Source organism: Micromonospora sp. KC213 (assembly GCF_004348325.1).
Lineage (GTDB): Bacteria > Actinomycetota > Actinomycetes > Mycobacteriales > Micromonosporaceae > Micromonospora.
In genome coordinates, this window is sequence record NZ_SMKF01000009.1 from 1 (window position 1) to 26,934 (window position 26,934).

Consider the following 26,934-nt stretch of genomic DNA (forward strand, 5'->3'; position numbering starts at 1 on the left):
CCCCACGCCTGCTGCGAAGGCTAGTTCCCCCGACGCCCGCCGTCACCGGCGATCGGTACGGCCGCCGGTGGCGGTGCGGGTCAGCCCGGACGGCGGGCGGTCATCGCGATGGCGTCCCACTCCCGCGCCCGGACCACCCGGGGACGCAGCCCCAGCGTGCGCAACTCGCCGTCCAGCGCGTCCACCTGGCTCTCCCCCACCTCGACCACCAACCGCCCGCCGGGGGCCAGCCAGTCCACCGCCCCGGCCGCCACCCGGCGCAGCACGGCCAGGCCGTCCGCCCCGCCGTCGAGGGCCACCAGCGCCTCGTACCGCCGTGCCTCGGCCGGCATCAGCGCCACCGCCTCCGTCGGCACGTACGGGGCGTTCGCCACCACCAGATCCAGCCGGCCCCGCCAGGCGGCTGGCAGCGGGTCGTACAAATCGCCGCGCAGTACCTCGACGGGCCGGCCGGCGAGGTTACGGCGGGCACAGGCCACGGCCGCCGGGTCCAGGTCCACGGCGGCGAGCCAGCGCGGAGCCAGCCGCGCGGCCAGCGCCAGGGTCGTCGCACCCGACCCGCAGCACAGGTCGACCACCGCCGGGGCGGGTCCGGCCAACGCCGCCGCGGCCGTCACCAGCAGGGCGGTACGCGCGCGGGGCACGAAGACGCCGGGCGCGACGGCGACCCGCAGCCCACAGAACTCGGCCCAGCCGAGCAGGTACTCCAGCGGCTCACCGGCGATCCGCCGGTCGACCAGGGTGGTCAACGCGGCCGGGGTGTCGACGGCGGCGATCAGCAGATCCGCCTCGTCCTCGGCATAGACGCAGCCGGCCGCGCGCAGCCGCGCGACGAGGGCGGGACGGTCGGGGTGGTACGACGATGCCATGGGATACCTTCCGGGAACGCTCGGCGGCGCTCCCGCCGTCGCTACCGTGGCGACAGCGACGCGGAGAGGAGCGCCGGCCCTGCTGGCTGCGGGATCGGTCTCACCTCCTCCGGTCGGGGCCCGTTCGGGCCGGCCTCACCATAGCGGACCGGCCGGCCCCGCGGCGTCCAGCGCGGCGGCCACGTCGGCCACCAGGTCGGCCGTGTCCTCCACCCCACAGGAGAGCCGGACGAAGCCCGGTGCCGTGTCGTCACCCCACTGTGCCCGCCGGTCCACGGTGGTGTGCAGACCGCCGAACGAGGTGGCAGCGGCGACCAGCCGGGACGCCTCGACGAACCGGGCGACCCGAGCGGCGTCGCCCAGGTCGAAGGAGAGCACCCCGGGCATCCGCCGCATCTGCGCCGACGCCACCCGGTACGCCCGGTCCGCCGGCCACCCCGGCCAGCGCAGCCCGGTCACGTCGGCCCGCCCGGCGAGCAACTCCGCGACGGCCGCCGCGTTCGCCGACTGGCGGGCCAGCCGCAGGTCCAGCGTGGCCAGCGACCGGTGCGCCAACCAGGCGTCGAACGCGCCGGGCACCGCGCCGGTGGTGGTACGCCAGGCGGTCAGCGTCTCCAGCAACTCGGTCGAGCGGGCCGCGACGTAGCCCAGCAGCAGGTCGGAGTGGCCGGTCAACGCCTTGGTGCCGGAGGCGACGACGAGGTCGGCGCCGAGGCCCAGCGGGCGCTGACCGAGCGGGGTGGCGGTGGTGTTGTCCACCACCACCAGCGTGCCGGCGGCGTGCGCCGCGGCGGCGAGCGCGGCCACGTCGGCCACGTCCAGGCCGGGGTTGGCGGGAGTCTCGAGCAGCAGCAGCCGGACCCCGTCGAACGGCGGGTACGGCCCGGCGGTCGGCACCAACCCGACGTGGACCCCGATCGCCGCCAGCGTGGCGGTGGCGAAGGCGCGGACCGGGAAATAACCGTCGGCGGGGAGCAGCACCCGGTCGCCGGGGCGCAGCAGCGCCAGCAGCAGCCCGGTGACAGCCGCCTGCCCGCTGGCGAAGACCCGGCACTCGCCGCCCTCCAGCTCACCGATGGCCGCCTCCAGCAGCCGGCGGGTGGGATTGTCCGGCCGGCCGTAGCCGTTCGGGCCGGCGGCGGGCCCCTGCCACGGGTCGAGGTGGTACGGGGCCGCGAAGACCGGCCCGGGCAGGAACGGGTCACCCGGGGCGGGCTCGGGCAGGCCGGCGCGCACGCAGCGGGTCCCGTCGTGCCAGTCACCGCTCACCCGAGATCGGCCTCCGCTTTTCGCACACTGGGCGCGTAGAACCCGTTCACTCGTACGACTCGGGTTTGGCGGTCCGGCTCATCAGGGCGTCCACGGCGAGCCGCGGTTCCATGCCCTCGTGGCAGATCCGCTCGATCTGCTCGGTGATCGGCATCTCCACCCCGTGCGCCCGCGCCAGATCGCGGATCGACAGGCAGCTCTTGACACCCTCGGCGGTCTGCCGGGTCGCCGCCTGCGCCTGTTCCAGGCTCTCCCCCCGCCCCAGGTGCTCGCCGAAGGTGCGGTTGCGGGCCAGCGGCGACGAGCAGGAGGCGACCAGGTCACCCATGCCGGCCAGCCCGGCGAAGGTGATCGGGTCGGCGCCCAGCGCCACGCCGAGCCGGGCGGTCTCGGCAAGCCCACGGGTCATCAGCATGGCGCGGGTGTTGTCGCCGAAACCCATCGCCGTGGCGATGCCGTACGCCAGGGCGATCACGTTCTTCACCGCGCCGCCCAGCTCGCAGCCGATCACGTCGTCGTTGGTGTACGGCCGGAAGTACGGCGTGCGGATCGACGACTGCACCAGCGCGGTGCGGCGGGGGTCGGTGCCGGCGACCACGGTCGCGGCGGGCTGCTCGGCGGCGATCTCGGGCGCCAGGTTGGGACCGGAGACGACCACGACCCGGTCGCGGGTCACCCGGGCGGTCTCCACGATCACCTCGCTCATCCGCTTGGTGGTGCCCAGCTCGATGCCCTTCATCAGGGAGACCAGGGTCGAGTCGGGAGCCAGGTGGGGCGCCCAGTCGGCGAGGTTGCCGCGTAGCGTCTGGGACGGCACCGACAGCACCACCAGTTCGGCCCCGGCGATCGCCTTGGCGGCGTCACCGGTCGCGGTGACCCGGTCGGGCAGTCGCATGTCGGAGAGGTAGTCCGGGTTGCGCCGCCGGGTACGGATCGCCTCGGCGACCGACTCCCGGCGCGCCCAGATCGTCACGTCCCGGCCGGCGTCGGCCAGAATCTTGGCGAAGGCGGTTCCCCAGGAACCCGCCCCCAGCACCGCCACGTGGCTCACGCCGTCGCCCCCCCGCGGTCGGCGACGGTGTGCGGCGCCACCGCGCGGAGCCGGTCGGTTCGCTCGCGTCTCATTCGGTCACCTCGGAAGTGCGTGGACGGGCGGGACGGTCCCACAGGGGCGGCGGGGTGCCGCCCCTGATGTCGGCGAGCATGTCGCGCAGGGTCAGCATGATCTGGTCGGTCATCTCTTCCAGCACGGCCCGGCTCGGGGCGGCGCCCGCCCATCGGCTCAGGTCCACCGGCGGGCCGGCGACCACGGTCACCGGGGTACGGGGCCGCAGCCCGAGGCGCGCCGACCGGGGGTCGAAGAGCTTCTCCGGTCCCCACATCGCCAGCGGGATCACCGGCGCTCCCGTGGCCAACGCCAGCCGGGCCGCGCCCGTCTTGCCCTTCATCGGCCACAGCTGCGGGTGCCGGGTGGTGGTGCCCTCCGGGTAGATCACCACCGCGCCGCCGGCGTCCAGCGCGGCGACCAGCTTGTCCAGCGACCGGACCGCGTCGACGGTGCCACGCTCGACCGGGATCTGCCGGCAGCGGTGCAGGATCCGGCCGATCACGGGAAGCCGGAAGAGGCTGGCCTTGCCGAGGTACTGCGGCCAGCGTCCGGCGTCGTAGATGAAGTGCGCGGCGACCAGCGGGTCGGCGTGCGAGAGGTGGTTGGGCACGATGATGATGCCGCCGTCGCGGCGCAGGTGCTCGGCCCCGCGCCAGGTGCGCCGGGTCCATCCGAGCATCACGGGTTTGACCAGCACCACGGCGAACCGTCGCCAGAATCCCAGCCTGCGCCGTGTCACCCTGCCTCCTCGTCGCCCCGCCCCGCGGCGTGCCCGCAGCGGAAATCATGCCTGCTCGCCCCAGGCCCGGCCAGTGCGGGTACCAGCCGGTGACGCTGGCAGGATTGTCGCGTGCAGCCGACCTGGACCCTGGTGGTGCCGGTGAAGCGTCTCACCGCGGCGAAGAGCCGGTTGCGGGGCGCGCTGCCGGTCGTACCCCATGAGGAGCTGGCGCTGGCCCTGGCGGCCGACACGGTCCGCGCAGCGGTGGCCTGCCCCGCGGTGGCCGAGGTCCTGGTCGTCACCGCCGACGCGGCGGTGGCGGCGGCGGCCGGAGCCGTGGGGGCGCGGGCGGTGCCGGACCGGCCGGAGGCCGGGCTCAACGCGGCCTTCCGGCACGGTGCGCGGCTCGCCGGCCGCCGCTGGGTGGCCGGCCTGACCGCGGACCTTCCGGCGCTGCGCCCGGCCGAGCTGGCTGCCGCCCTGCGCGCGGCCGCCACCGGCCCGGCGGTACGCCGTTTCGTGCCCGACGCCCCGGGTACCGGCACGGTGCTGCTGGCCGCGCCGCCCGGGGTGCCGCTGGATCCCCGGTTCGGGGTCGGTTCGGCGGCGGCGCACCGGGCCAGCGGGGCGCTCCCGCTCACCGGCGACTGGCCCAGCCTGCGCCGGGACGTGGACACCGCCGCGGACCTGGCCGCCGCCGCCCGGCTCGGCCTCGGGCCGCACAGCGCGGCGTTGAGCGTGCCGTCGGGCTGACCCCACCGGTGTACGGTGCTGACATGCAGGGCACGGTGGCGAGCTTCGACGCGCAGACCCGCACCGGGTTGCTCCTCCTGGACGACGGCACCGAGCTGGCCTTTCCGGCGCGCGCCTTCGACGCCTCGGGGTTGCGGCTGGTGCGGCTCGGGCAACGGCTGAGGGTGGAGACCGATCCCGACGGAGGGGTCGTCCGGGTGACATTCCCGACGATGGCTTGAGCCGACCGGGGCAAGTTCATTTTGAGTTAACCGTGATCGGGTGATTATGAGGCGGTGAGCACCCCTCGCGAGCACCCTGGTTCCTCTGCCGCCGACCCGGCCGCCGCCCGCAACGGCACCCGGCGGCGCGACACCGCCGGGCGGTTCCGCCCGTCCCGTGACCCCGGCGACACCCCCGACACGACGCCCGGCTCCGCGGGCGCCAGCGCCGGCGGCGCCTCCGCCGGACTGGCCGAGGTACTCGACGCCGACGAGCCGGTGGTGCCGGACGCCCCCGCCGAGCCGCTGCCCGAGGACCGCTTCCTCAACCGGGAGCTGTCCTGGCTCGACTTCAACGCCCGGGTGCTGACCCTGGCCGAGGACCGGCGCACCCCACTGCTGGAACGGGCGAAGTTCCTGGCCATCTTCGCCAGCAACCTCGACGAGTTCTACATGGTCCGGGTGGCGGGGTTGAAGCGGCGTCTCTCCGCCGGCCTGCCGGTCCGTGGCGGGGACCGGCTGCCGCTACGTACCCAGCTGGAGCTGGTCGCCGAGAAGGCCGCCGGGTTGGTGGCCCGGCACGCCGCCTGCTTCGTCGAGGACGTGCTGCCCCGGCTGGCCGCCGAGGACATCCGCGTGCTGCGCTGGGCGGACCTGGACGACCCGGAGCGAGAACGGTTGCGCACCTACTTCCGCGAGCACATCTTCCCGGTACTCACCCCGCTCGCGGTGGACCCGGCGCACCCGTTCCCCTACATCTCCGGCCGCTCGCTGAACCTGGCGGTGGCGGTCCGCGACCCCGACGGCGGACCGGAACTGTTCGCCCGGGTCAAGGTGCCGAACAACGTGCCGCGCTTCGTCCGGGTCGCCCGGGACCGGCCCGGCCTGCGGATGCTGCCGGTCGAGGAGTTGATCTCGGTGCACCTGGGCCAGCTCTTCTCCGGCATGCAGGTGGTCGAGTGCCACCTGTTCCGGGTGACCCGCAACGCCGAGGTCGAGGTCGACGAGGACCGCGACGAGGATCTGCTCCAGGCGCTGGAACGGGAACTGGCCCGGCGTCGTTTCGGCCCGCCGGTACGCCTGGAGGTCGCCGCGTCCATCTCCGACCACATGCTGGAGCTGCTCGTCCGCGAGCTGGACATGGACGACCACGACGTGCTCCGGGTGCCCGGGCTGCTCGACCTGTCGGCGCTGTGGCAGCTGTACGGCGAGGCGGACCGTCCCGATCTGAAGGATCCGCCGTTCGTGCCGGCCACCCACCCACGGCTGGCCGAGGGAGAGGTGCCACGCAGCGTCTTCGCCACCCTGCGCGACGGCGACGTGCTGGTGCACCACCCGTACCACTCGTTCGCCACCAGCGTGCAACGCTTCATCGAGCAGGCCGCCGCCGACCCGAACGTGCTCGCCATCAAGCAGACCCTGTACCGCACCAGCGGCGACTCCCCGATCGTCGACGCCCTGGTCGACGCGGCCGCCGCGGGCAAGCAGGTGGTGGTGCTGGTGGAGGTGAAGGCCCGCTTCGACGAGGTGGCCAACATCGGCTGGGCGCGCACCCTGGAACGCGCCGGCTGCCACGTCGTGTACGGCCTGGTCGGCCTCAAGACGCACTGCAAGACGGCGCTGGTGGTACGCCAGGAGGGCAACCAGATCCGCCGGTACTGCCACATCGGCACCGGCAACTACCACCCCAAGACCGCCCGGCTCTACGAGGACTTCGGGGTGCTCACCGCCGATCCGGAGATCGGCGCGGACCTCACCGACCTGTTCAACGTGCTGACCGGGTACAGCCGGCAGACCGCGTACCGGCGGCTGCTGGTGGCGCCGCAGGGCATCCGCCGCGGCCTGGTCGAGCGGATCGAACGGGAGATCACCCACGTCCGCCTCGGCGTGCCCGGCCTGGTGCAGTTCAAGGTGAACGCGCTGGTCGACGAGGAGGTCACCGACGCGCTGTACCGGGCGTCCCGGGCCGGCGTGCACGTGGACCTGCTGATCCGGGGCATGTGCACGCTGCGGCCGGGGGTGCCGGGGCTGTCGGAGAACATCCGGGTCCGGTCGATCCTCGGCCGGTTCCTGGAGCACTCGCGGATCTTCCGGTTCGGCAACAACGGCGACGCCGAGTTCTGGCTGGGCTCGGCCGACCTGATGCACCGCAACCTGGACCGGCGGGTGGAGGCGCTGGTCCAGGTCAGCGACCCGGTGGCCCGGGCCGAGTTGGACCACGTGCTGACCGCCGCGTTCGGTCCCGAGGTGAACGCCTTCGAACTGGCGGCCGACGGCACCTGGACCCGGCGGGTCGGCACTCCCGAGGAGCCCCTGGCGGACCTTCAGGAACTGCTGCTGCGCCGCGTGGGCGGCACCGCCGGCTGAGCACCACCGCCGATGGCGGCGGACGTATGGTGTCCGGATGGTGGACGAGGAACCGGGGGGCATCCGGGCGGCGGGCGGAGTGGCCTGGCGGCCGGACGCCGGCGGCGGTGTCGAGGTCTGCCTGGTGCACCGCCCCCGCTACGGCGACTGGTCGCTGCCGAAGGGCAAGCTGGAGCAGGGCGAGCACCCGTTGCTGGCCGCCGTCCGCGAGGTGGCCGAGGAAAGCGACGTACGGGCCGTTCCGCAGGTCCGGCTCCCGACGGTCCGCTACCGCAGCGAAGGCCGACCGAAGACGGTCGACTACTGGTCGATGCGGGCGGTGGGCGCGGGCGGTTTCCAGCCGGGCACCGAGGTCGACGAGGTGCGCTGGCTCGCCGTCGAGGAGGCGGTGCGGCTGGTCAGCTACCCGCACGACGCGCAGGTGCTGGCGGCGTTCGCCGCGCTGCCCCCGGTGACCGCGACGATCGTTCTGGTCCGGCACGGACACGCCGGCAAACGGGCCACCTGGTCCGGCCCGGACGACAGCCGGCCGCTGGACACCGAGGGGTGGGCCCAGGCCGAGGCGTTGGCACCGCTGGTGGCGCTGGTCCGCCCGACCCGGTTGCTGTCGGCGTCGGTCCGCCGCTGTGTGCAGACCCTCGACCCGGCGGCGGCCCGGCTCGACCTACCGATCGAGGTCTGCGGCGACCTGGACGAGCCCCGTCCGGGCCAGCAGCGCGAGGAGTGCGCGTTGGCCGCCGCGGGCCGGTTGGTGTCGCTGGCCACCGCCGGCACCCCGGCCGTGGTGTGCAGCCAGGGCAAGGTGATCCCGGGGGTGCTGGCACGGCTGACCGGCCGCGCCGACGACTTCACCACCGCGAAGGGTGGCGGCTGGTTGCTCGCCTTCGCCGCCGACCGGCTGCTCGGCGCCGATCGGCTCTGACGCGCCGAGGGGCACCCACCGTCGCGGTGGGTGCCCCTCGCGTCGTACGCGATGGTTCAGCGCCGGGCGGCGGACTTCTTCGCCGGCGCCTTCTTGGCCGTCTTCGCCGCGGTGGCCTTGCTCGCCGCCGTGGTCTTCTTCGCCGCGGTGGTCTTCTTGGTCGCGGTGGTCTTCGCCGCCGCGGTGGCCTTCTTGGTCGCGGTGGCCTTCGCCGCCGCGGTGGCCTTCTTGGTCGCGGTGGCCTTCGCCGCCGGGGCGGCCTTCGTGGCCGCGGTGGTCTTCTTCGCCGCCGCGGCCTTCGCCCCGGTGGCCTTCGTGCCAGCGGCCTTCGCCCCGGTCGTCCTGGTCCCGGCCGCCTTCGCCCCGGTGGCCTTCGCCCCGGTGGCCTTCGCCCCGGTGGCCTTCGCCCCGGTGGCCTTCGCCCCGGTGGCCTTCGCCCCGGTGGCCTTGGCTCCGGTGGCCTTCGTGCCGGTGGCCTTGGCCGCCGCCGTGGCGGTCTTCTTGGCCGGGGCCGCGGCCTTCGGCACCTTGCCGCTGGCCACCATCTCCTTGAATCCGGCACCCGGACGGAAGGTCGGCACGGATGTCTTCTTGACCTTCACCGCCTCACCGGTGCGCGGGTTGCGGGCTGTTCGGGCACCCCGGACGCGCTTTTCGAACGCTCCGAAGCCGGTGATCGCCACCTTCTCGCCCTTGGTGACCGCCGCCTGGACCTCAGCGAGGACCGCGTCGAGCGCGGCCGTCGCCGTCTTCCGGTCCCCCAGGCGAGCGGCGAGCGCCTCGATGAGCTCGGCCTTGTTCACGACTTCCTCCTGATTGTGCGACTGACTCGACGCGAGCCATTCTGCGCGCACGGTATGCCCTGTGCTGCCTGGACACAAACATTCGGTGGAAAAAAGCCCTTGTGTCGTAACGGATTCGCCCCCGCCGGACGATCCGGTGGGGGCGAGAACCGAAGAAATGTGGGACGTTCGGCTATGCGACGGCGGGCTTGAACGACGGCCGCGACGCCTCGTACGTGCCGATCTCCGCCTCGTGCCGAAGGGTGAGTCCAATGTCGTCCAAGCCCTCCATCAGCCGCCAGCGGCTGTGGTCGTCCAGGGGGAACGACCAGCGGGACTCGCCGAGCCGGACCTCGCGGGCGGCTAGGTCGACGGTGACCGGCGTGGTCGGGTCGGACTCGGTCCGCGACCAGATCTCCTCGATCGCTTTCAATTCCAACTCGACCGGGAGGAGCCCTTCCTTGAGCGCGTTGCCCCGGAAGATGTCACCGAAGCGGGGAGAGATCACCGCCCGGAACCCCCAGTCGCGGAGCGCCCACACGGCGTGCTCCCGGGACGACCCGGTGCCGAACTCGGGACCGGCCACAAGAATCGACGCACCGGAATATGCCGGATCGTTGAGCACGAATTGCGGATCTTCCCGCCACGCGCTGAAGAGCCCGTCGGCGAAACCGGTCCGGGTCACCCGCTTGAGGTACACGGCCGGGATGATCTGGTCGGTGTCCACGTTGGAGCGACGCAGCGGCACGGCGGTGCCGGTGTGGGTGGTGAACTTGTCCATCTCTCGGCTGCCCTTCTACAGGTCGGCGGGGGCGGCGAGCCGGCCGACCACGGCGGTGGCGGCGGCGACCGGCGGCGACACCAGGTGGGTGCGCCCGCCCCGGCCCTGCCGCCCCTCGAAGTTGCGGTTGGAGGTCGAGGCGGAACGCTGGCCCGGCTTGAGCGTGTCGGGGTTCATCCCCAGGCACATGGAGCAGCCGGCGAAGCGCCACTCGGCACCGGCGTCGACGAAGACCTTGTCCAGCCCCTCCGCCTCGGCCGCCTCCCGCACGGCGGCGCTGCCGGGCACCACGAGCATCCGTACGCCGTCGGCGACCCGGTGCCCGCGCAGCACGTCGGCGGCGGCGCGCAGGTCCTCCAGCCGGCCGTTGGTGCAGGAGCCGACGAAGACCACGTCGACGGCGAGGTCCCGCAGCGGCGTGCCGGGAGCGAGGTCCATGTACTCCAGGGCCCGACGGGCGGCCGTCCGCTCCGCCTCGGTGACGAACTCCTCCGGGTCCGGCACGACCGCGCCGAGCGGCGCCCCCTGGCCCGGGTTGGTGCCCCAGGTGACGAACGGGGTGATCTGGCTGGCGTCCAGGGTCACCTCGGCGTCGAAGGCCGCCCCCTCGTCGGTGGGCAGGGTCCGCCAGTACGCGACGGCCTCGTCCCACTGCGCGCCCTGCGGGGCGTGCGGCCGGCCCTTGAGGTACGCGAAGGTGGTCTCGTCCGGCGCGATCAGGCCGGCCTTGGCGCCCCACTCGATGGACATGTTGGCCACCGTCATCCGGCCCTCCATGGAGAGCCGCCGGATGGCCTCGCCCCGGTACTCGACGATGTGGCCCCGCCCGCCGCCGGTGCCGACCTGGGTGATCAGCGCGAGCACCAGGTCCTTGGCGGTGACCCCGGGGCCCAGCTCGCCGGTGACGTTCACCGCCATGGTCTTCGGCCGGGCCTGCGGCAGCGTCTGGGTGGCCAGGACGTGCTCGACCTCACTGGTGCCGATGCCGAAGGCGAGTGCCCCGAAGGCGCCGTGGGTGGCGGTGTGGGAATCGCCACAGACGATGGTCATGCCGGGCTGGGTGACGCCGAGCTGCGGGCCGATGACGTGCACGATCCCCTGGTTCTCGTCGCCGAGGGGGTGCAGCCGCAGGCCGAACTCGGCGCAGTTGCGGCGCAGCGTCTCGATCTGCGTACGCGAGGTCGGGTCCGCGATGGTGAGCAGGTCACCGCGGCGCAGCCGGAACGACGGATCGTCGTACCCGGTCGGGGTGTTGTGGTCCTCGGTCGCGAGCGTGAGGTCGGGGCGGCGCACCCGGCGGCCGGCCAGGCGCAGCCCGTCGAAGGCCTGCGGGCTCGTCACCTCGTGCAGCAGGTGCAGGTCGATGTAGAGCAGGTCCGGCTCACCCTCGGCGGTCCGTACCACGTGCGCGTCCCAGACCTTCTCGGCCAGGGTCCTCGGTCGAGTGACTCCCACCATCTGGACATCCTAAATTCTGGGAGGTAAATTTCGGCTTGTGGGACACAGTATGAGCGGTGTCGGCGTCCTCGACAAGGCGGTGGTCATCCTGGCCGCCTGTGTCGACGGCGCCAGCCTGGCCGAACTCGTTGAACGCACCAAGCTGCCCCGGGCCACCGCGCACCGGTTGGCGCAGGCGCTGGAGATCCACCGGATGCTGGTCCGGGACACCCAGGGCCGCTGGCGGCCCGGGCCCCGGCTCGGCGAGCTGGCCAACGCCGCCCCGGACGTGCTCCTGACCGCGGCCGAGCCGCTGCTGGCCGCGCTGCGCGACGCCACCGGCGAGAGCGCCCAGCTCTACCTGCGCCGGGCCGACGAGCGGATCTGCGTGGCCGCCGCCGAGCGGGCCAGCGGCCTACGGGACACCGTGCCGGTCGGTTCGGTGCTGCCCATGACGGCGGGCTCCGCGGCGCAGATCCTGCTCGCCTGGGAGCCGCCGGAGGCGGTGATGCCGCTGCTGCCCCGCTCCAAGTTCACCGGCCGCACCCTCGCCGAGGTACGCCGCCGTGGCTGGGCGCAGAGTGTCGCCGAGCGGGAGGCTGGCGTGGCCAGCGTCTCCGCACCGATCCGGGACCGCACCGGCCGGGTGATCGCCGCGATCAGCATCTCCGGCCCGATCGAGCGTCTCGGCCGCCGCCCCGGCGAACGTCACGCGATGGCCGTGGTCCGCGCCGGCCAACGCCTCTCCGGCCTCTGACGATCCCCTGGGCGGCTGTGGTCCGGAGGGGTGGCCGCGCCGGATGCGGCCAAACGGAGGTTACCGGGCAGCGGGATACCGCAACCTGCCGCATTCGGCGAACCACCAGCAGGCGGTTGGCGCAAAAGGCAACGGCCCGTCTCTGCGAGACGGGCCGTTGCGGGGTGTAGCCCCGACCGGATTCGAACCGGCGCTACCGCCTTGAGAGGGCGGCGTCCTGGGCCGCTAGACGACGGGGCCAGGTGGTTTTCCTGCATCACCACCTCGGCGGGCGGTGCGGTTGTAGTCTAACGGCACCCCCTGCACGCCCGACGCGAGGGGTCATCCGCACCAGGCCGGCCGGCCCGGCACCACCCGACGCACAGCCAACCCGGAGGCCACAGCCAGCCAGGGCCACAGCCAGCCCCAGACACGAAGAAGCCCGCCCCAGTGGATGGGACGGGCTGTCAGCGCTGTAGCCCCGACCGGATTCGAACCGGCGCTACCGCCTTGAGAGGGCGGCGTCCTGGGCCGCTAGACGACGGGGCCAGAACATGTCTTGCTTCCTCACCGAGACCGGTGAGGAAGCTGCACTCTATCAGAGCGCCACCGGCCGCCCCCTGCGAGAGGGCACACGGTGGAACTCCACCAGAATCCAGCGTCCGGATTCTCGCGAACCACGGCTGCGCTGGGGTACCAGGACTCGAACCTAGACTAACTGAACCAGAATCAGTCGGGCTGCCAATTACCCCATACCCCATCGGCCCCTTGCGGCGCCGAGAAGAAACTCTACCCTCCCCGTGCCGACAGGCCAAATCCAATCCCCCGAAGCGCCTCTGACCTGCGGAAACGGGGACATCGGACGGATCAGGCGACCGGAACCACCGGGTTGGTGAGTTCGCCGATTCCCTCGATCCGCACGCTGACCGTATCCCCCTCGGTGAGCGGACTAACCCCCGCCGGGGTGCCGGTCAGCACCACGTCGCCCGGCAGCAGTGTCATCACGTGCGAGATGTACGACACCAGGGCCGGCACGTCGAAGACCATGTCCTTGGTCCGGCCCAGTTGGCGTACCTCCATCTCGTCGGGGTGCCGACCCACCTCGCAGCGGATCTCCAGGTCGGAGACGTCCAGACCGGTGGTGATCCAGGGGCCGATCGGGCAGAACGAGTCAAACCCCTTGGCGCGGGTCCACTGCCCGTCCGCGCGCTGCAGGTCCCGCGCGGTGACGTCGTTGGCGCAGGTGTAGCCGAAGATGGCCTGCTCGGCGGCGGCCCGGTCGGCCCGCCGCGCACCGGGAGCGCCGATCACCACGGCCAGTTCCGCCTCGTGCTCCACCTGCTTGGAGAAGACCGGCAGCCGGATCGCGTCCCGCGGCCCGATCACCGAGGTGGAGGGCTTGAGAAAGAGCAGCGGCTCCTTCGGTACCTCGCTGCCGTGCTCCGCGGCGTGCTCGGCGTAGTTGCGCCCCACACAGACCACCTTGCTGGGCAGGATCGGCGAGAGCAGCCGGACGTCGGAGAGCGCCCACCGGCCGCCGGTGAACTGGATCCGCCCGAACGGGTGGCCCTCGATCTCGGCGATGGTCAGGGCCTGCGGCCCGCCACCCGGCTCGCCCTCGACGACCCCGAACGACATTCCCTTGGCATGAGCAAAACGAGCGATACGCACCCGGTCAATCTAGCCCCGCCGACCGGCCCGGAGTCCGCCGACGCCCCGCCGGCCGGGTCGCCGGCGCAGCATACGCCGGACAGCGCCGGTGGGGGCGGGATTCGGCACTTCGTACCCGGCAGGAGGGAGCCGCCCCTAGCGTCGGCTCCGGAGGTTCGTTCGCATGCCTGCATCGAGACGACACCACAGAACCCTCGCCGCGTTCGTCCACGGCCTGGGCGTCCTCGCCGCCGTGCCGGCCCTGCCCACGGTGCCGCCCGCAACCGGCGCCGCAGCCACCCCGGCGGTGACCACGGTGACACCGGCGGCCCCGACCCCCGGGTCACCCCGCGCCGATGCCGTCGCTGGGCACCCGGCCGCAGTGGCCCGGCCTGCGCCCGGCGCGCACCAGGCACCGGGCGCCGCGGCCACCGGGGCGGTGATCCCGGTGACACCGGCGGTCCCGGCCTCCGGAATGGCCACCACGGCGAACCCGGGAGTGCCCCGCCCAGCCCCACCGGTCACCGTGTCGGTGACCGTGGCCGGGACAGCGGCGCCGGGCTACCGGATCCAGGTACGCAACGACGGCAGCCGACCGGTCGACGCGGTGGTACGGCAGGAACTGCCGCCGGGTACGTCGACGAGCGCGGTCAGCGCCGGAGGTCGGGTCACCCCGGCGACCGGCGCGCGGGGCACCGGGGAGGTCACCTGGCGGCTGCGGCTACCGGCCCAGGGCACCATCGCCGTCCAGACGACGCTGGCGCAGACCACCGCCGGCCGATCGGTCACCGCTCCGGCCTGCGCCTTCACCAGCGACGGCAACCGGCCGTACGACTGTGCCACCGCCACCTGGCAGCCGGCGGCGAGCCCGGCGACGGGGCAGGCCGAGACGGCTGCCCCGGTGTGGCGACGGCCGCCGATCCTGGCCGCCCTGGTCCTGCTGCCGATCCTGACTGTCGGCGCGCTCTGGGGTTGGCGGCACCGGCGGCGGCGTGGTGGTGGTGCCGGACTCGAACCGGCCGGGGTCACACCCGGTGGGCGCCGCCGTGGCGGCACCGGCACGGTGTACCCGCGACCGGCGGCTCCCGACCTGCCGGGTCGGCGTCGTCGGCCGCCGGCCCGTGCGGTCGGTGGGGTGGTGGCGGCGCTCTTCGTCGGGGTGGTCGCCACGGCGGGGTTCACCGCCACCCGGGAGGTGTCCGCCATCCAAGCGGGCAGGCAGCCCACCAGTGGCGCGTGGGTCGGAAGGAGTGCCACCGGCACGGTCGGGACCCCGGTGCGGGAGCAGGCGTTCGAGTTCACCGTCTACCGGGTCGTCTGCGACACCGGCACCGGCACCGGCCGGCGATGCCAGGCCACCGTCGGGGTACGCAACCTCACACCCGAGCAGCAGGTGTGGCACGGCGAGTTGCAGCGGGCCTACCTGCCCGGCGGCAACTGGGTCAGCGCCGACCAGGACGCCACCCGGCGACTCAACCTGGGCCGGGACGTCTTCGCGCAGCCGGTGGCGGCGGGCAGCCGGGTGGTGCTGCCACTGGTGTTCACCGTCAACGCAGCGCAGAGACCGGAACAGCTCGAACTGCGCAGCGGGGTGTTCTCCGCCGGGGTGCGGGTGGACGTGCCCTGACCGGCGGGGCAGCGACGGTCGTACCCTGGGTCGGTGACCGCCGCCCCCGCACCCGCCGCCCTCGCCGCGGCCGACTGGCGGACCCGCCGGCGCGCGCACGAGGAGCGGGTGGACGCGTGGCTGGCGCCGCACCTGGCCCGCCGCCGGCGGGGCGGGAAGCACCCGGTGGAGGACTTCCTCTTCACCTACTACGCGTACCGCCCGGCGCAACTGCGGCGCTGGCATCCCGGGCCGGGGGTGCTGCTGCGCGACGCCGATCCGGGCGAGTTCGGGCGCGACTACCGCGCCGACGCCGCCGGGGTCACCCTGGACACCGACCGGGTACGCGAGCGCCGCGCGGACTCGATCACCTGGATCCGTGCCCTGCTCGCCGCCACCGCCGGCCGTCCGGCGCACCTCGGGTGCTTCGGTATGCACGAGTGGGCGATGGTGTACCGGCAGACCCAGGAGGAGGTCCGGCACAACGCCTGGCCGCTACGGTTGACCCCGGAGCGGACGGCAGCGGTGGTCGAGGAGCGGGGCGTGCGGTGCAGCCACTTCGACGCGTACCGGTTCTTCACCGCGCCGGCCCGGCCGTTGAACCTGCTCACCCCGACTCGGGAGAGCCAGCACGCGCTGGAACAGCCAGGCTGTCTACACGCCAACATGGACCTCTACAGGTGGGCGTACAAGCTCTCCCCGTTGGTGCCGAGCGAACTGGTGGCCGACTGTTTCGCCCTGGCCCGCGAGATCCGGGCGCTGGACATGCGGGCCAGCCCGTACGATCTGGCCGCGCTCGGGTACGCCCCGGTGCGGGTGGAGACCCCGGAGGGCCGGGCCGAGTACGCGGCCACCCAGCGGGGCTTCGCCGAGCGGGCGGCCGTGCTCCGTACCCGCCTGCTGACCGCGCTGGCCTGATCTTCCCGCACCCGGGCGTCCCGGGCCGTAAACCCCCGCCCGGCGTCAGTCCCCGTCGACTCGACGGTCCCGCTTGCGCTGCGACTGGCGCTTCTTGTCGGCCAGCCGGCGTTCCTTGGCGCCTCGGGAGGGCCGGGTTGGCCGACGGGGCGGGGGTGGGGGCGCGACGGCCTCGCGCAGCAGCGTCGCCAACCGTTCCCGGGCCGCCTCCCGGTTGGCGAGCTGGGCCCGGTGTTCGCTGGCGGCGATGGTGAGCACCCCGTCCACCAGTCGCCCGGCCAGCCGGTCCATGGCGCGGGCCCGCAGCGTCGGCGGCAGGCTGGTGGTGGCGGCCAGGTCGAAACTCAACTCCACCCGCGAGTCGGTGGTGTTGACCCCCTGCCCACCCGGACCGGACGATCGGGAGAAGCGTTCCCGCAGTTCGGCGGAGGGAACGACCCACCGGTCGGTCACCCGCAGTCCATCGTCCACAGGGTCAGGCTAGCGCCCCGGCATGCCGGCTCTGGCGGAAGCGGTCGGGGACGGGCTCGGGGCCGGCTCGGCGCGCTCGTGGTCGGGGCCGACCGCGGCGTACGCGACGGCACCGACGAGCAGCAGCGCGATCACCCCCACCTTGGTGGTGACCGCCCGGACCAGCAGCCATGCCGTCCGGCGGGCGCCGGGCACCGCCTTCTTGGCGGCCTTGTAGTCGGTCCAGCCACGCTTGGCCCGGGCGTACTGCACGCCCACGCCCCAGCCGAGGAAGAGTCCCACCGCGAGCAGGACCGCAACGAGAGGAAGCTCCACCCACGCCAGTATCCACACTGACCGTGATATTTCTATGGTCCGATGGTCCCACGCCGCATATTTGACACTTCTACCGTTACGGCCGATCTAGGGGTTGTCCGTCCGTTCAACCGCCTTTACCGATGAGGGTGTCCGCGGTCTGCTGGACCTGGTCGATCGGGATGGCGAAGCCGATGCCGATGGAGCCGTTGCCGTCGATGGTGGCGATCGCGGTGTTCACCCCGACCACCTCGCCCCGGGCGTTCACCAGCGGGCCGCCCGAGTTGCCCGGATTGATGGACGCATCGGTCTGCACCGCGCTGCGGCGGTTGGTGCCCAGGCGTACCTGACGGTCCAGCGCGCTGACGATGCCCGCGGTGACCGTGCCGGGCAGCCCGAGCGGCGAGCCGACCGCCAGCACCGGCTCCCCCACCCGCGTCGAGCGGGGCTTGGCCAGCGGCAGCGGTGCGAGCCCGGCGTCCGTCGGCACCTTCAACACCGCCAGGTCGCTGGCCGGTTCCCGGCCGACCACCTCGGCGGCGTAGCGGCGGCCGTCGGGCAGCTCCACGGTCACCGTGCCACCACCCCCCTTGGCCAGGATGTGGTCGTTGGTGATGATGTGCTGCTGGTCATCGATCGCGAAGCCGGAACCGGTCGCCCCCGTTGCGGCTCTGCCGGCGAGGACCGACACCACGCCCGGCACGGTGCGCTGCGCGGCGGTCACCAGCTCGGCGGGCACCGGCGCGGCGGAGGCCGCCGTGGCGTCCGGTCCGCCGTCGCGGCCGGCCACCCAGCCGCCGGCCGCCGCGCCGGAAACGGTGGAGAGGGCGACCACCGCCGCCGCGGTGAGCAGCCGTCCACCCCAGCGCCGCCGGGACGGGTCCTCCCCCGACCCCGGTACGTCCCACCGGAACCGTCCGTCCGGCCCCAGTTCCGGTGAGACGAACCAGGGCCCCCGCGGCTCACCCAGACCGGTCTGCGCTGCCATCCACACGCTCCTCACTGTCGCTGTGCCCGGACTGTCGCTGTGCCCGGCCCACGCCGGTCGTCCGTGTTTCCACGCCCGGGCGGTCGTCGTACCGGCTCAGGGCAGGCGGGCGAACCACCGCATCGACCCGGCGGCGGCGGCCATGGCCAACACCAGCCCGAGGCCGATGAACCGGGCGGAGACGTCCTGGCGTTCCGTACGCCAGCCCACCGAGGAGCCGATGTCCTCGTACACCTCACGCAACTCCCGGCTGCTGCCGGCCTCGTGGAACCGGCCCCCGGTGTCCTCGGCGACCGCCCTGAGGGTCTGCCCGTCCACCGGCACCTGGATCGGTCGGCCGCCCCGGTCCACGAAGCCGCCGGGAGTGCCGAAGGAGATGGTGTGCACCGGCACCTTCGCGGTCACCGCCGCCGAGGCGGCCTCCATCGGATCCATGCCCGAGGTGTTCGCGCCGTCGGAGAGCAGGATGACCCGGGCCGGTGGCGGCTGTTCGGCCGCCTTCTGGTCCAGGCTCCGCACCGCGCCGAGGGAGGCGCTGATCGCCTCGCCGATCGCGGTGCCCTGCACGCCGGTGATCCCCTCGGCGAGCCGGTCGATCCCCTCGTGCAGCGCCTCGCGGTCGGTGTTCGGCGGCACCAGGACCGCCGCGCTGCCGGCGAAGGCGACCAACCCGACGTTGAACTCGTCGGGCAGTCCGTCGACGAAGCGGCGGGCCGCCTCCTTGGCCGCCGCCAGCCGGTCCGGCTCCACGTCGGTGGCGAGCATCGAGGTGGAGACGTCGACGGCCACCATGACGGTGGCCCGTTCCCGGGGCACCCGCACCTCGGCTTCGGGCCGGGCGAAACCCACCACCAGCAGCGCCAGCATCGCCAGGAACAGACCGGCCGGGACGTGCCGCCGCCAGCCGGGCCGCACCGGCGCGACCCGGTCGAGCAGCCGCAGGTTGGTGAAGCGGACGGCGTAGCGGCTGCGCCGCCGCTGGGCGAGCAGGTAGCCGACGGCCAGCGCGAGCACCCCGAACAGCAACAGCAGCCGGGCGGGTGACTGCCAGGTCACGCGAGACCTCCCCGGGTCGCGGCGGGCGCCGCCGCGAGGCGACGCTGGGTGTGCACGTGGCGCACGATGTCGGCGGTCCAGTCCCGGTCGGTACGCAGCGCCAGGTGGGTCGCGCCGCACCGGCGCAGCGCCCGGCGCACCTGCTCGCGTTGGGCGGCGGCGGCGCTGGCGTAGCGCCGCCGCAGGGCGGCGTCGCCGGTCCACACCTCCCGCCGGCGGCCGGTCTCCGGGTCCACCAGGGTGATCAGTCCGACGTCCGGGAGTTCCAGCTCTCGGGGGTCGGTGATCTCCACCGCGAGCACCTGGTGACGGGCGGCGAGCCGGCGCAGCGCCGGCTCCCAGGGGGCCGGGTCGGCGGGCCGGTCCGGCAGCCCGTCGAGGAAGTCGGAGACCAGCACGACCAGACCTCGGCGGACGGCGACCCGCTGCACCGCGGCGAGCGCCGCGCCCAGGTCGGGCGGGGCGGCCTGCGGCAGGTCGGCCCCGCCGGCCCGGGGGGCGGCCAGCAGCGCCCGTAGCAGGCTCAGCAAATGGGTCCGGCCGGCGCGCGGCGGGAAGCGGCGTAGCCCGGCCACCGTGAGCAGCTGGGCGCCGAGCCGGTTGCCCGTCCCGGCGGTGAGGAAGCCGACCGCGGCGACGGCGGCCACCGACAACTCGCGCTTGTCCAGTTCGGCGGTGCCGAACTCCATGCTCGGGCTGGCGTCCACCAGCAGCCAGGTGGTGAGTTCCCGGTCGGCGTCGACCTCGCGGACGTGCGGCACGGTGGTCCGGGCGGTCACCGCCCAGTCCATCCGGCGTACCTCGTCCTCGCCCGGCCGGTACTCGCGGCTGCCGGCGATCTCGCTGCCCGGTCCGGGCAGCAGACCCCGGTGCTGTCCCTGGAGCAGCCCGTCCAGGCGGCGGGTCACGGTCAGTTCCAGCCGGCGCAGACGCTGGTCGGGGGCGAGGTCGGCCAGTCCGGGGGCGGGCGTCGGCGCGGCGGCCGGCCTCATGCCGCCGCCAGGTCGCGGCTCTGCTCGGGCTGCCCGGCGGCCAGCGTGGGCGGTGGCACGGCCTGGACCAGCCGGCGCACCACCGCCTCGGGGGAGATCCCGTCGGCGACCGCGTCGAAGGAGAGCACCAGGCGGTGGGCGAGGACGTCGACCGCGAGTTCCCGCACGTCCTCGGGGAGCACGTACTCCCGACCGCGCAGCAGCGCCTGGGCCCGCGCCACGGCGACCAGGCCGAGCGTGGCCCGAGGGCTGGCCCCGTACGCCAGCATCGGGGCGATCTCGGGCAACCCGAACCGACCCGGGTCACGGGTGGCGAGGATGAGCCGGACCACGTACTCCGCGACCGCGTGGTGGACGAAGACCTGGGCGGCCCGTCGTTGCAGTTCGCGCAGCCGTCCGGGGTCGAGCACCGGGCGGGGCCGGGGCCGGTCGCCGCTCATCCGGTAGAGGATGGCCAGTTCCTCGGCGTCGTCCGGATAGTCCACGACGATCTTCATGAGGAAGCGGTCACGCTGCGCCTCGGGGAGCTGGTACACCCCCTCGGACTCGATCGGGTTCTGGGTGGCGAGCACCAGGAAGGGCTCCGGTACCGGCCAGCTCCGACCGCCGATGGAGACCTGGCGTTCCGCCATCGCCTCCAGCAGCGCGGACTGCACCTTCGCCGGGGCCCGGTTGATCTCGTCGGCCAGCACCAGGTTGGCCATGATCGGGCCCAGTTCGACGTCGAAGCTCTCGGTCGACGCGCGGTAGATACGGGTGCCGACGATGTCGGAGGGGACGAGGTCCGGAGTGAACTGGATGCGGGAGAAGGTGCCCCCGACGACCGTGGCGAGGGTCTGCGCGGCGAGGGTCTTGGCCACGCCGGGTACGCCCTCCAGCAGGCAGTGCCCGTCGGCGACCATCGCGGTGAGCAGGCGTTCGACGAGCCGATCCTGCCCGACGATCACCCGTTTGACCTCGAGGAGCGTCTGCTCCAACCCGTTGCCGGCTCGATCTTCTACGACCGGGGTGGGCAGGCTGGCCAGGGTGTCCGAGATGTCCGTCACGGTGCTTGCTTCCCGGGCCGCCCGGTGGACAAACCTCGGATATTCCGGCCCTTCGGGGGCGGTTGGGCGCAGATCGGCATGAACCGCCCGCCGGCCTCGCGCGGGATTCGAAAGTCGGGGTCGCCCGGGGCGTCAGTCGGACGGACTGGTGCCGGCCCCGGTGTCCCCGGGACCGGCACGTCGCCTGTGGTCAGTTGGCCACGAGGAGGTGGAACGGGCGGTCCGCCGGGGTGCCGGCCGAGTTGCGGGTCTGGACGAAGACCCCGTTGATGGTCGACCACCGCGGGGCGACCGAGATCTCGCCCGCCGGCGGGACGTTGAACTGGTCCGTGGTGCCGATCGTCGCCTGGTACGACTTGCGGCTCACGTCGTAGTTGAACAGCACCTGGTACTGGCCGGGGCCGTACCGGGTGACCGAGACCGCCTCGGGGGAGCCGCGCAGCAGGCTGCCGGCACTGCTGCCGACGGCCCAGGCCACGGTACCCGGAGCGGTCGCCTGCGTTTGGAGGTCGCCGAGCGCCGCGCGGGCCCGTGCGGCGTCTGCCGCCGAGACCGGCGGTTGGCTGGCGCCGGACGCCCGAGCCCCGGGCTGGGCGGCCTCGGCCGCGGCCTTGGTCGTCGGTTGGGCGGCGGCGATCCCGCCGCCGGCCAGGGTGAGCGTCAGGACGCCGAGCGTCACTGCCGCCGCCTTGCGCCTGAAGAATGTGGCCATAACAGGTCTCCCTTTGTGTGACCGTGGTGACACCGCCGGCTCGCACTTCCAGCGAGTCGGATAACAGCTGCGGAAAGGGCCGGGAAAGCGAAGGGTAAACCCTTGCCCCGCACCACGAGAGGCCGGTTCGCCACCTCTCGCACCCGGTCTGATCAGGCATTACTACGCTCTGTTGGGCACCTCAACCAGGAGGAACGTAACCCGAGTAAAGTCCCCCGTCAATAGTCGCTCAGCGCGTCTCGACACCCGATTGACAGTTGATGAAAGACGCGAGCCGGAAAGGGGGACCCACTCACGAAAGGGTGTCGCGATAATTGGCGGGAATTGCCGGTAGGCTGGCGCCATGATCGACACTGTCGTGCCGCACCGCATCGACCGTCGGGGCACGACCGTCGTGTGCCGGCTGGCCGTCGTACCGGGTGCGGTCTGGGCGGTGGTACGCCTCGGCGGGTGGGAACGCGGGCCGCTGGTGCAGGCGCTGGCCTTCACCCCGTACGCCGCAGCCGGCAGCGTGCTGGTGCTGGCGCTCACCCTGGCTCTGCGCCGGCGCTGGCCGGCGGTGGTGGCCGCCGTCACGGCGCTGGCCCTGGTCGGCGTGGTGACGCCCCGGGCCGTCGCCGACGGGCAACCGGCCGTCGACGGGCCGGCGCTGCGCCTGCTCACCGCCAACCTGCTCAAGGGCGGGGCGGACGCCGGCGTCCTGGTCGATCTGGTCCGCCGGAACCGGGTCGACGTCCTGGCCGTGCAGGAGTTCACCTCGCAGGCGCAGGACGCGCTGGACCGGGCCGGCCTGGCCGAACTGCTTCCCCACCGGCAGCTCAACCCCGAGGTGGGCACCACCGGCTCCGGCCTCTACGCGCGCCACCCGCTCACCGCCGGCGGGTTCCGGCGCAACAGCGGCTTCGCCTTCACCCAGGCGTACGCGACGATGCTGGTTCCCGGTGCGCCGCCGGTACGGGTCGAGTCGGCCCACCCGGCCGCCCCGTACGCGGTCGACGTGGTCGACGACTGGCTCACCGACCTGCGGGCGCAGCCGCGCGCCACCCCCGACGGACCGTTGAGCATCCTCGCCGGCGACCTCAACGCCACCCTCGACCACGCCCCGCTGCGGGCCCTGCTGGACAGCGGGTACGTGGACGCGGCCGACGCGGCCGGGGCCGGGCTGGTTGGCACCTGGGGGCCGTACGACGGCGACCCGATCCCGCCGGTCACCATCGACCACGTCCTGGTCGATTGCCGCATCGCGGTGGACGCGGTCGAGGTGCACCGCGTCCCCGGCACCGACCACCGCGCCGTCCTGGCCCACCTCCGCCTGCCCGGCGGGTGACCCGACCCGCCTCCGGCTGGCCCGCCCCGGCGGTACGGCAGTGCCGCACGACGCGCCGGGGGCGGCCGGTCAGACCCGGGTGCGGTCGAGTCCGTAGGTGAGGGCGTCGACCAGGGCGTGCCAGGATGCCTCGACCACGTTCGGGTGGACGCCGACGGTGGTCCAGTCCCGGCCCGCGCCGTCGGCGGTCTCCACCAGCACCCGGGTCACCGCACCGGTGCCGTGGCTGCCCTCCAGGATGCGGACCTTGTAGTCGGCCAGCTCGAAGTGCCGCAGCTCCGGGTAGTGCCGGGACAGCCCGACCCGCAGGGCCTCGTCCAGGGCGTTGACCGGACCGTTGCCCTCGGCGGTGGCGATCACCCGCTCTCCGCGTACCCGGATCTTCACGGTCGCCTCGGAGACCACCGAGCCGTCCTCACGGTGCTCGACCAGCACCCGGTACGACTCCAGCGCGAACGGCCGCACCGGTTCGGCGCCCGGCAGCTCGGAGCGGACCAGCAGCTCGAACGAGGCGTCGGCGGCCTCGAACGACCAGCCCCCCGCCTCCAGTTCCTTGACCCGGCTGGTCACCTTCGACAGCGCCTCCGGATGGCCGGCCAGGTCCAGGCCCAGCTCGCGACTCTTGAGCTCGACGCTGGCCCGGCCGGCCATCTCGGTTACCAGGATCCGCATGTCGTTGCCCACCACCGACGGGTCCACGTGGTTGTAGAGCAACGGGTCGACCTTGATCGCGCTCGCGTGCAACCCCGCCTTGTGGGCGAAGGCCGCGGCCCCAACGTACGCCTGGTGGGTGTCGGGGGCGATGTTGGCGATCTCGGCGATGGCGTGCGAGACCCGCACCATCTGCGCCAGGCAGCCGTCCGGTAGGACCGGCAGCCCGAGCTTGAGTTGGAGGTTGGCGACGACGGCGAAGATGTCGGCGTTGCCGGGGCGCTCGCCGTACCCGTTGGCGGTGCCCTGGAAGTGCCGGACGCCGGCCTCGACGGCGGCGATGGTGTTCGCCACGGCACAGGCCGTGTCGTTCTGGCAGTGGATGCCCAGCAGCTCCGGGGCGATCCCGGTACGCGCGGTGAGGTCGTCGATGGCGGCGGTGACCTGGGACGGCAGCATCCCGCCGTTGGTGTCGCAGAGCACGAACCGCTCGGCGCCCGCGGCGAGTGCCGCCTCCACCACCGCCGCCGTGTACGCGGGGTCGTACCGGAATCCGTCGAAGAAGTGCTCGCCGTCGACGAAGACCCGACGGCCCTCGGCCACCAGATGGGCCACCGTGTCACGGATCATCGCCAGGTTCTCCGCCCCGGTGGTGCGCAGCGCCCGCTCGACGTGCCGGATGTCGGCCTTGGCGACCAGTGCGACCGCCGGGGTCTCGGCGTCGAGCAGGCCGCGTACCTGCGGGTCGTCCTGCACCGCCACGCCGGCCCGGCGGGTGGCGCCGAAGGCGACCAGCACGGCGTGTCTCAGGTCCAGCTCGGTACGCGCCCGGCGGAAGAACTCGGTGTCCTTGGGCACCGCCCCCGGCCAGCCACCCTCGATGAAGCCCACGCCGAACTCGTCGAGCAACCGGGCCACCGCCAGCTTGTCGACCACCGAGTAGCTGAGCCCCTCGCGCTGGGCGCCGTCGCGCAGCGTCGTGTCGTACACCTGGAACGTCATGGGAGTCCCTTCTTCGCGGGCGGGGAGCAACGGGGGAGCAACAAAAAGACCCCCCGCGGGGTGCGGGAGGTCTGCGCGCTCGGCGGAGGGTAAGCCGGCGCGCTAGGTGCCAATAATCAGGACGGTGCTGCTCACGGTCGCCACTCTGCCACCGCGGACCGCCTTCTGGGAGCACAATCCACATGGCGGGACGATGACTCCGGGTGCGCCATACCTGATCCACCGCCGCATTGCGGGCAAAACCTGCCATTGGTGATCGAGTTCACAAGTCACCCGGTCGCCACCAGGAGGAAACATCGCTACGAAAGTATCCGGAACCGATCCAGTTACCGGCCCCGGTGCCGCTGTCAAGGAGGACCAGTGCTCACTGTCGGTGATCGCTTCCCCGAGTACGAACTCACCGCCTGCGTCTCCCTCGACGCCGACCAGGCGTTCGAGACGCTCAACCACAAGTCCCACGAGGGCAAGTGGCGGGTTGTCTTCTTCTGGCCGAAGGACTTCACCTTCATCTGCCCGACGGAGATCGCCGAGTTCGGCCGACTCAACGGCGAGTTCGCCGACCGGGACGCCCAGGTGCTCGGCGTCTCGGTGGACAACGAGTTCGTGCACTACGCCTGGCGCAAGGACCACCCGGACCTGCGCGAGCTGCCGTTCCCGATGCTCAGCGACATCAAGCGCGAGCTGAGCGCCGCCTGCGGCGTACTCGGCGAGGACGGCGTGGCGCAGCGGGCCACCTTCATCGTCGACCCGGACAACGAGATCCAGTTCGCCATGGTCACCGCCGGTTCGGTCGGCCGGAACGTCTCCGAGGTGCTGCGGGTGCTCGACGCGCTGCAGACCGACGAGCTGTGCCCGTGCAACTGGAACAAGGGTGGTGCCACCCTCGACGCCAACGCCCTCCTCGCCGGCGCCGGGGTCTGACGATGGGTCTGGACGCGATCAAGGCGGCGCTGCCCGAGTACGCCAAGGACATCAAGCTCAACCTCGGCTCCACCGTCGGCACCTCCACGCTCAAGCCGGAGCAGGCCTGGGGCACCGCCCTGGCCTGCGCCGTCGCCGCGCGCAACCCGCGGGTGCTGGCGGAGATCGCCGACGAGGCCGCCGCGCACCTGACGCCGGAGGCGGTCGCGGCGGCCAAGGGCGCCGCCACGATCATGGCCATGAACAACGTCTACTACCGGGCCAAGCACCTGATCGGCGACGAGCAGTACGCCTCGATGCCAGCCCGGCTGCGGATGCAGATCATCGCCCGACCGGGCGTGGACAAGGGCGACTTCGAGCTGTGGTGCCTCGCCGTCTCGGCGATCACCGGGTGCGGGGTCTGCCTGGAGTCGCACGAGAGGGCGCTGCGCGCCGCCGGGTTCACCCGGGAGCAGGTGCACGAGGGGCTGCGCATCGCCGCCGTCGTGCACGCCGCCGCAGTGGCGCTCGACGCGCAGGCCGCCCTGGCCTGAGCCGTACGGTCCGACGGGTCGGTGCCGCCACGTGCGGCGCCGGCCCGTCGGCGTGCCGGAGCGCGACGGGCAGCGGTACGCGTCGCCGGAGAACCGACCGGTCCGGGGCGCGACGGCGACCGAGGGTGTGGAGACAGCCGGACCGGGTACCTGATCTTCGGACGATGGCAGCCGCAGCGCCGAGACGGCTGTCGACAGCCGAGGCAGGAGTTCAGTGATGGACCGGCTCGACCCGCGCGCCACCCACGGCAGCACCGACCCGATTGTCGACGACGGCCAAGGCGCCGTCGCCGGTGGTGCGCCCGGCGGTGCCTTCCAACCGTGGAGCTACCGGGACGAGGCCGGGGTGACCGACGCCGACCTGGTCGGCTACAAGGTCGAGGCCACCGACGGCGGCATCGGCAAGATCGACAGCGCGAGCCACGAGGTCGGCGGCAGCTATCTCGTCGTCGACACCGGACCGTGGATCTTCGGCAAGAAGGTCATGCTGCCCGCCGGCACGGTCAACCAGGTCGACCACGCCGACCGGAAGGTCCACGTCGACCGCAGCCGCGACCAGATCAAGGCCGCGCCGGAGTACGACGAGACCGCACACAGCGACCCGGCGTACCGGGACACGCTGGGCGGCTACTACGACGACACGTACGGCAACCTGCCTCCGGGCACGGCCCGCTGACCCGACGGCCAGTGAGGCGGCCGACGGGCCGAACGCCAAGGCCGGGACCGGCCGAGCATGGACGACCGGTGACCGTGGCCGCACCACCCACTACCGTGTCCGGTGTGGACGACGTCGAGCCCGCCCGCCACCTCCCGTTCTCCGTC

Annotated in this window: 27 protein-coding genes and 3 tRNA genes; 11 read left to right on the forward strand and 19 right to left on the reverse strand. The window is 73.2% G+C overall.

Annotated elements, in window-relative coordinates:
* Positions 1-80: 80 nt before the first annotated feature.
* The 4 genes from E1166_RS04085 to E1166_RS04100 form a co-directional block, all read right to left on the reverse strand.
* Positions 81-869, reverse strand: coding sequence for a putative protein N(5)-glutamine methyltransferase (locus E1166_RS04085; protein WP_132335898.1), 789 nt, complete (start codon positions 867-869; stop codon positions 81-83).
* A 135-nt stretch (positions 870-1,004) separates the two neighbouring features.
* Positions 1,005-2,138: a cystathionine gamma-lyase gene (locus E1166_RS04090; RefSeq protein WP_132335900.1), complete on the reverse strand. Its 1,134-nt coding sequence runs from the start codon at positions 2,136-2,138 to the stop codon at positions 1,005-1,007.
* A 46-nt stretch (positions 2,139-2,184) separates the two neighbouring features.
* Positions 2,185-3,189, reverse strand: coding sequence for an NAD(P)H-dependent glycerol-3-phosphate dehydrogenase (locus E1166_RS04095; protein WP_132335902.1), 1,005 nt, complete (start codon positions 3,187-3,189; stop codon positions 2,185-2,187).
* 70 nt (positions 3,190-3,259) lie between these two features.
* A complete protein-coding gene (locus E1166_RS04100; protein WP_132335904.1) occupies positions 3,260-3,985 on the reverse strand; it encodes a lysophospholipid acyltransferase family protein in 726 nt (241 codons plus the stop codon).
* A 111-nt stretch (positions 3,986-4,096) separates the two neighbouring features.
* On the opposite strand from E1166_RS04100, the gene cofC reads away from it, so the two are divergent.
* The 4 genes from cofC to E1166_RS04120 are packed head-to-tail and all read left to right on the forward strand — an operon-like array spanning position 4,097 to position 8,209.
* Positions 4,097-4,720 (forward strand): 2-phospho-L-lactate guanylyltransferase, encoded by a 624-nt coding sequence (gene cofC / locus E1166_RS04105; protein WP_132335906.1) that lies wholly within the window; start codon positions 4,097-4,099, stop codon positions 4,718-4,720.
* A 23-nt stretch (positions 4,721-4,743) separates the two neighbouring features.
* Positions 4,744-4,941: a cold-shock protein gene (locus tag E1166_RS04110; RefSeq protein ID WP_132268823.1), complete on the forward strand. Its 198-nt coding sequence runs from the start codon at positions 4,744-4,746 to the stop codon at positions 4,939-4,941.
* Positions 4,942-4,995: 54 nt separating this feature from the next.
* Positions 4,996-7,287 (forward strand): RNA degradosome polyphosphate kinase, encoded by a 2,292-nt coding sequence (locus E1166_RS04115; RefSeq protein ID WP_132335908.1) that lies wholly within the window; start codon positions 4,996-4,998, stop codon positions 7,285-7,287.
* A 37-nt stretch (positions 7,288-7,324) separates the two neighbouring features.
* Positions 7,325-8,209 (forward strand): NUDIX hydrolase, encoded by an 885-nt coding sequence (locus tag E1166_RS04120; protein ID WP_132335910.1) that lies wholly within the window; start codon positions 7,325-7,327, stop codon positions 8,207-8,209.
* A 56-nt stretch (positions 8,210-8,265) separates the two neighbouring features.
* Here E1166_RS04120 and E1166_RS04125 read toward each other — a convergent pair whose 3' ends face one another.
* The 3 genes from E1166_RS04125 to leuC form a co-directional block, all read right to left on the reverse strand.
* Entirely contained in the window at positions 8,266-9,012 is a 747-nt protein-coding gene (locus tag E1166_RS04125; protein ID WP_207914001.1) for an HU family DNA-binding protein, read from the reverse strand.
* Positions 9,013-9,184: 172 nt separating this feature from the next.
* Positions 9,185-9,772, reverse strand: coding sequence for a 3-isopropylmalate dehydratase small subunit (gene leuD, locus E1166_RS04130; RefSeq protein WP_132335914.1), 588 nt, complete (start codon positions 9,770-9,772; stop codon positions 9,185-9,187).
* A gap of 15 nt (positions 9,773-9,787) precedes the next feature.
* On the reverse strand, positions 9,788-11,230 hold the full coding sequence (gene leuC / locus E1166_RS04135; protein ID WP_132335916.1) for a 3-isopropylmalate dehydratase large subunit: 1,443 nt from the start codon (positions 11,228-11,230) through the stop codon (positions 9,788-9,790).
* A gap of 49 nt (positions 11,231-11,279) precedes the next feature.
* Here leuC and E1166_RS04140 point away from each other — a divergent pair, with 49 nt between their 5' ends.
* A complete protein-coding gene (locus tag E1166_RS04140) occupies positions 11,280-11,966 on the forward strand; it encodes an IclR family transcriptional regulator (RefSeq protein ID WP_013284529.1) in 687 nt (228 codons plus the stop codon).
* 167 nt (positions 11,967-12,133) lie between these two features.
* Here the strand turns inward: E1166_RS04140 and E1166_RS04145 are convergent.
* The 4 genes from E1166_RS04145 to E1166_RS04160 form a co-directional block, all read right to left on the reverse strand.
* A tRNA-Glu gene (locus E1166_RS04145) sits at positions 12,134-12,206 on the reverse strand.
* Between the two features lie 215 nt (positions 12,207-12,421).
* Positions 12,422-12,494: transfer RNA gene (locus E1166_RS04150), tRNA-Glu, on the reverse strand.
* Positions 12,495-12,633: 139 nt separating this feature from the next.
* A tRNA-Gln gene (locus E1166_RS04155) sits at positions 12,634-12,705 on the reverse strand.
* 107 nt (positions 12,706-12,812) lie between these two features.
* A complete protein-coding gene (locus E1166_RS04160; RefSeq protein ID WP_132335918.1) occupies positions 12,813-13,616 on the reverse strand; it encodes a fumarylacetoacetate hydrolase family protein in 804 nt (267 codons plus the stop codon).
* Between the two features lie 163 nt (positions 13,617-13,779).
* On the opposite strand from E1166_RS04160, the gene E1166_RS04165 reads away from it, so the two are divergent.
* Together E1166_RS04165 and E1166_RS04170 are read left to right on the forward strand one after the other, a co-directional pair.
* Positions 13,780-15,222: a hypothetical protein gene (locus tag E1166_RS04165; protein ID WP_132335920.1), complete on the forward strand. Its 1,443-nt coding sequence runs from the start codon at positions 13,780-13,782 to the stop codon at positions 15,220-15,222.
* A 33-nt stretch (positions 15,223-15,255) separates the two neighbouring features.
* Positions 15,256-16,119, forward strand: coding sequence for a 3-methyladenine DNA glycosylase (locus E1166_RS04170; protein WP_132335922.1), 864 nt, complete (start codon positions 15,256-15,258; stop codon positions 16,117-16,119).
* A 45-nt stretch (positions 16,120-16,164) separates the two neighbouring features.
* On the opposite strand, the gene arfB is transcribed toward E1166_RS04170, so the two are convergent.
* From arfB to E1166_RS04205, 7 genes are all read right to left on the reverse strand, one after another.
* Positions 16,165-16,590, reverse strand: a complete 426-nt coding sequence (arfB, locus tag E1166_RS04175) for an alternative ribosome rescue aminoacyl-tRNA hydrolase ArfB (protein WP_132335924.1) — start codon at positions 16,588-16,590, stop codon at positions 16,165-16,167.
* A gap of 9 nt (positions 16,591-16,599) precedes the next feature.
* A complete protein-coding gene (locus E1166_RS04180) occupies positions 16,600-16,905 on the reverse strand; it encodes a hypothetical protein (protein WP_132335926.1) in 306 nt (101 codons plus the stop codon).
* A 106-nt stretch (positions 16,906-17,011) separates the two neighbouring features.
* On the reverse strand, positions 17,012-17,872 hold the full coding sequence (locus tag E1166_RS04185; protein WP_132335928.1) for a trypsin-like peptidase domain-containing protein: 861 nt from the start codon (positions 17,870-17,872) through the stop codon (positions 17,012-17,014).
* Between the two features lie 96 nt (positions 17,873-17,968).
* Positions 17,969-18,928, reverse strand: a complete 960-nt coding sequence (locus tag E1166_RS04190) for a VWA domain-containing protein (protein ID WP_132335930.1) — start codon at positions 18,926-18,928, stop codon at positions 17,969-17,971.
* Positions 18,925-19,920, reverse strand: a complete 996-nt coding sequence (locus E1166_RS04195; RefSeq protein ID WP_132335932.1) for a DUF58 domain-containing protein — start codon at positions 19,918-19,920, stop codon at positions 18,925-18,927. Before E1166_RS04195 ends, E1166_RS04190 begins: the two co-directional genes overlap by 4 nt.
* A complete protein-coding gene (locus tag E1166_RS04200) occupies positions 19,917-20,966 on the reverse strand; it encodes a MoxR family ATPase (protein ID WP_132335934.1) in 1,050 nt (349 codons plus the stop codon). Before E1166_RS04200 ends, E1166_RS04195 begins: the two co-directional genes overlap by 4 nt.
* A 190-nt stretch (positions 20,967-21,156) precedes the next feature.
* Positions 21,157-21,678 carry a hypothetical protein gene (locus tag E1166_RS04205; protein ID WP_132335936.1) on the reverse strand — a complete coding sequence of 174 codons (522 nt, stop codon included), beginning with the start codon at positions 21,676-21,678 and terminating at the stop codon, positions 21,157-21,159.
* A gap of 343 nt (positions 21,679-22,021) precedes the next feature.
* Here E1166_RS04205 and E1166_RS04210 point away from each other — a divergent pair, with 343 nt between their 5' ends.
* A complete protein-coding gene (locus tag E1166_RS04210; RefSeq protein ID WP_132335938.1) occupies positions 22,022-23,005 on the forward strand; it encodes an endonuclease/exonuclease/phosphatase family protein in 984 nt (327 codons plus the stop codon).
* A 69-nt stretch (positions 23,006-23,074) separates the two neighbouring features.
* On the opposite strand, the gene cimA is transcribed toward E1166_RS04210, so the two are convergent.
* Positions 23,075-24,658 (reverse strand): citramalate synthase, encoded by a 1,584-nt coding sequence (gene cimA, locus E1166_RS04215; protein WP_132262514.1) that lies wholly within the window; start codon positions 24,656-24,658, stop codon positions 23,075-23,077.
* Positions 24,659-25,018: 360 nt separating this feature from the next.
* On the opposite strand from cimA, the gene E1166_RS04220 reads away from it, so the two are divergent.
* From E1166_RS04220 to E1166_RS04230, 3 genes are all read left to right on the forward strand, one after another.
* Complete coding sequence (locus E1166_RS04220; RefSeq protein ID WP_132262516.1) at positions 25,019-25,579, forward strand: peroxiredoxin; 561 nt, start codon at positions 25,019-25,021, stop codon at positions 25,577-25,579.
* 2 nt (positions 25,580-25,581) lie between these two features.
* The gene (locus E1166_RS04225; RefSeq protein ID WP_132335940.1) at positions 25,582-26,112 is read left to right on the forward strand and encodes a carboxymuconolactone decarboxylase family protein; all 531 of its coding nucleotides are present in this window, start codon (positions 25,582-25,584) and stop codon (positions 26,110-26,112) included.
* Between the two features lie 217 nt (positions 26,113-26,329).
* Complete coding sequence (locus tag E1166_RS04230) at positions 26,330-26,788, forward strand: PRC-barrel domain containing protein (protein WP_132262520.1); 459 nt, start codon at positions 26,330-26,332, stop codon at positions 26,786-26,788.
* Positions 26,789-26,934: the final 146 nt, after the last annotated feature.

What these genes read in the sequence shown, in the direction of transcription:
- E1166_RS04110 (WP_132268823.1), top strand. Translation starts at nt 4,744, where the DNA reads ATGCAGGGCACGGTGGCGAGCTTCGACGCGCAGACCCGCACCGGGTTG.
- E1166_RS04140 (WP_013284529.1), top strand. Translation starts at nt 11,280, where the DNA reads ATGAGCGGTGTCGGCGTCCTCGACAAGGCGGTGGTCATCCTGGCCGCC.
- cimA (WP_132262514.1), bottom strand. Translation starts at nt 24,658, where the DNA reads ATGACGTTCCAGGTGTACGACACGACGCTGCGCGACGGCGCCCAGCGC.
- E1166_RS04230 (WP_132262520.1), top strand. Translation starts at nt 26,330, where the DNA reads ATGGACCGGCTCGACCCGCGCGCCACCCACGGCAGCACCGACCCGATT.
- E1166_RS04205 (WP_132335936.1), bottom strand. Translation starts at nt 21,678, where the DNA reads ATGGCCACATTCTTCAGGCGCAAGGCGGCGGCAGTGACGCTCGGCGTC.
- leuD (WP_132335914.1), bottom strand. Translation starts at nt 9,772, where the DNA reads ATGGACAAGTTCACCACCCACACCGGCACCGCCGTGCCGCTGCGTCGC.
- E1166_RS04210 (WP_132335938.1), top strand. Translation starts at nt 22,022, where the DNA reads ATGATCGACACTGTCGTGCCGCACCGCATCGACCGTCGGGGCACGACC.
- E1166_RS04120 (WP_132335910.1), top strand. Translation starts at nt 7,325, where the DNA reads ATGGTGGACGAGGAACCGGGGGGCATCCGGGCGGCGGGCGGAGTGGCC.
- E1166_RS04185 (WP_132335928.1), bottom strand. Translation starts at nt 17,872, where the DNA reads ATGGCAGCGCAGACCGGTCTGGGTGAGCCGCGGGGGCCCTGGTTCGTC.
- E1166_RS04225 (WP_132335940.1), top strand. Translation starts at nt 25,582, where the DNA reads ATGGGTCTGGACGCGATCAAGGCGGCGCTGCCCGAGTACGCCAAGGAC.
- E1166_RS04195 (WP_132335932.1), bottom strand. Translation starts at nt 19,920, where the DNA reads ATGAGGCCGGCCGCCGCGCCGACGCCCGCCCCCGGACTGGCCGACCTC.
- E1166_RS04085 (WP_132335898.1), bottom strand. Translation starts at nt 869, where the DNA reads ATGGCATCGTCGTACCACCCCGACCGTCCCGCCCTCGTCGCGCGGCTG.
- E1166_RS04165 (WP_132335920.1), top strand. Translation starts at nt 13,780, where the DNA reads ATGCCTGCATCGAGACGACACCACAGAACCCTCGCCGCGTTCGTCCAC.
- leuC (WP_132335916.1), bottom strand. Translation starts at nt 11,230, where the DNA reads ATGGTGGGAGTCACTCGACCGAGGACCCTGGCCGAGAAGGTCTGGGAC.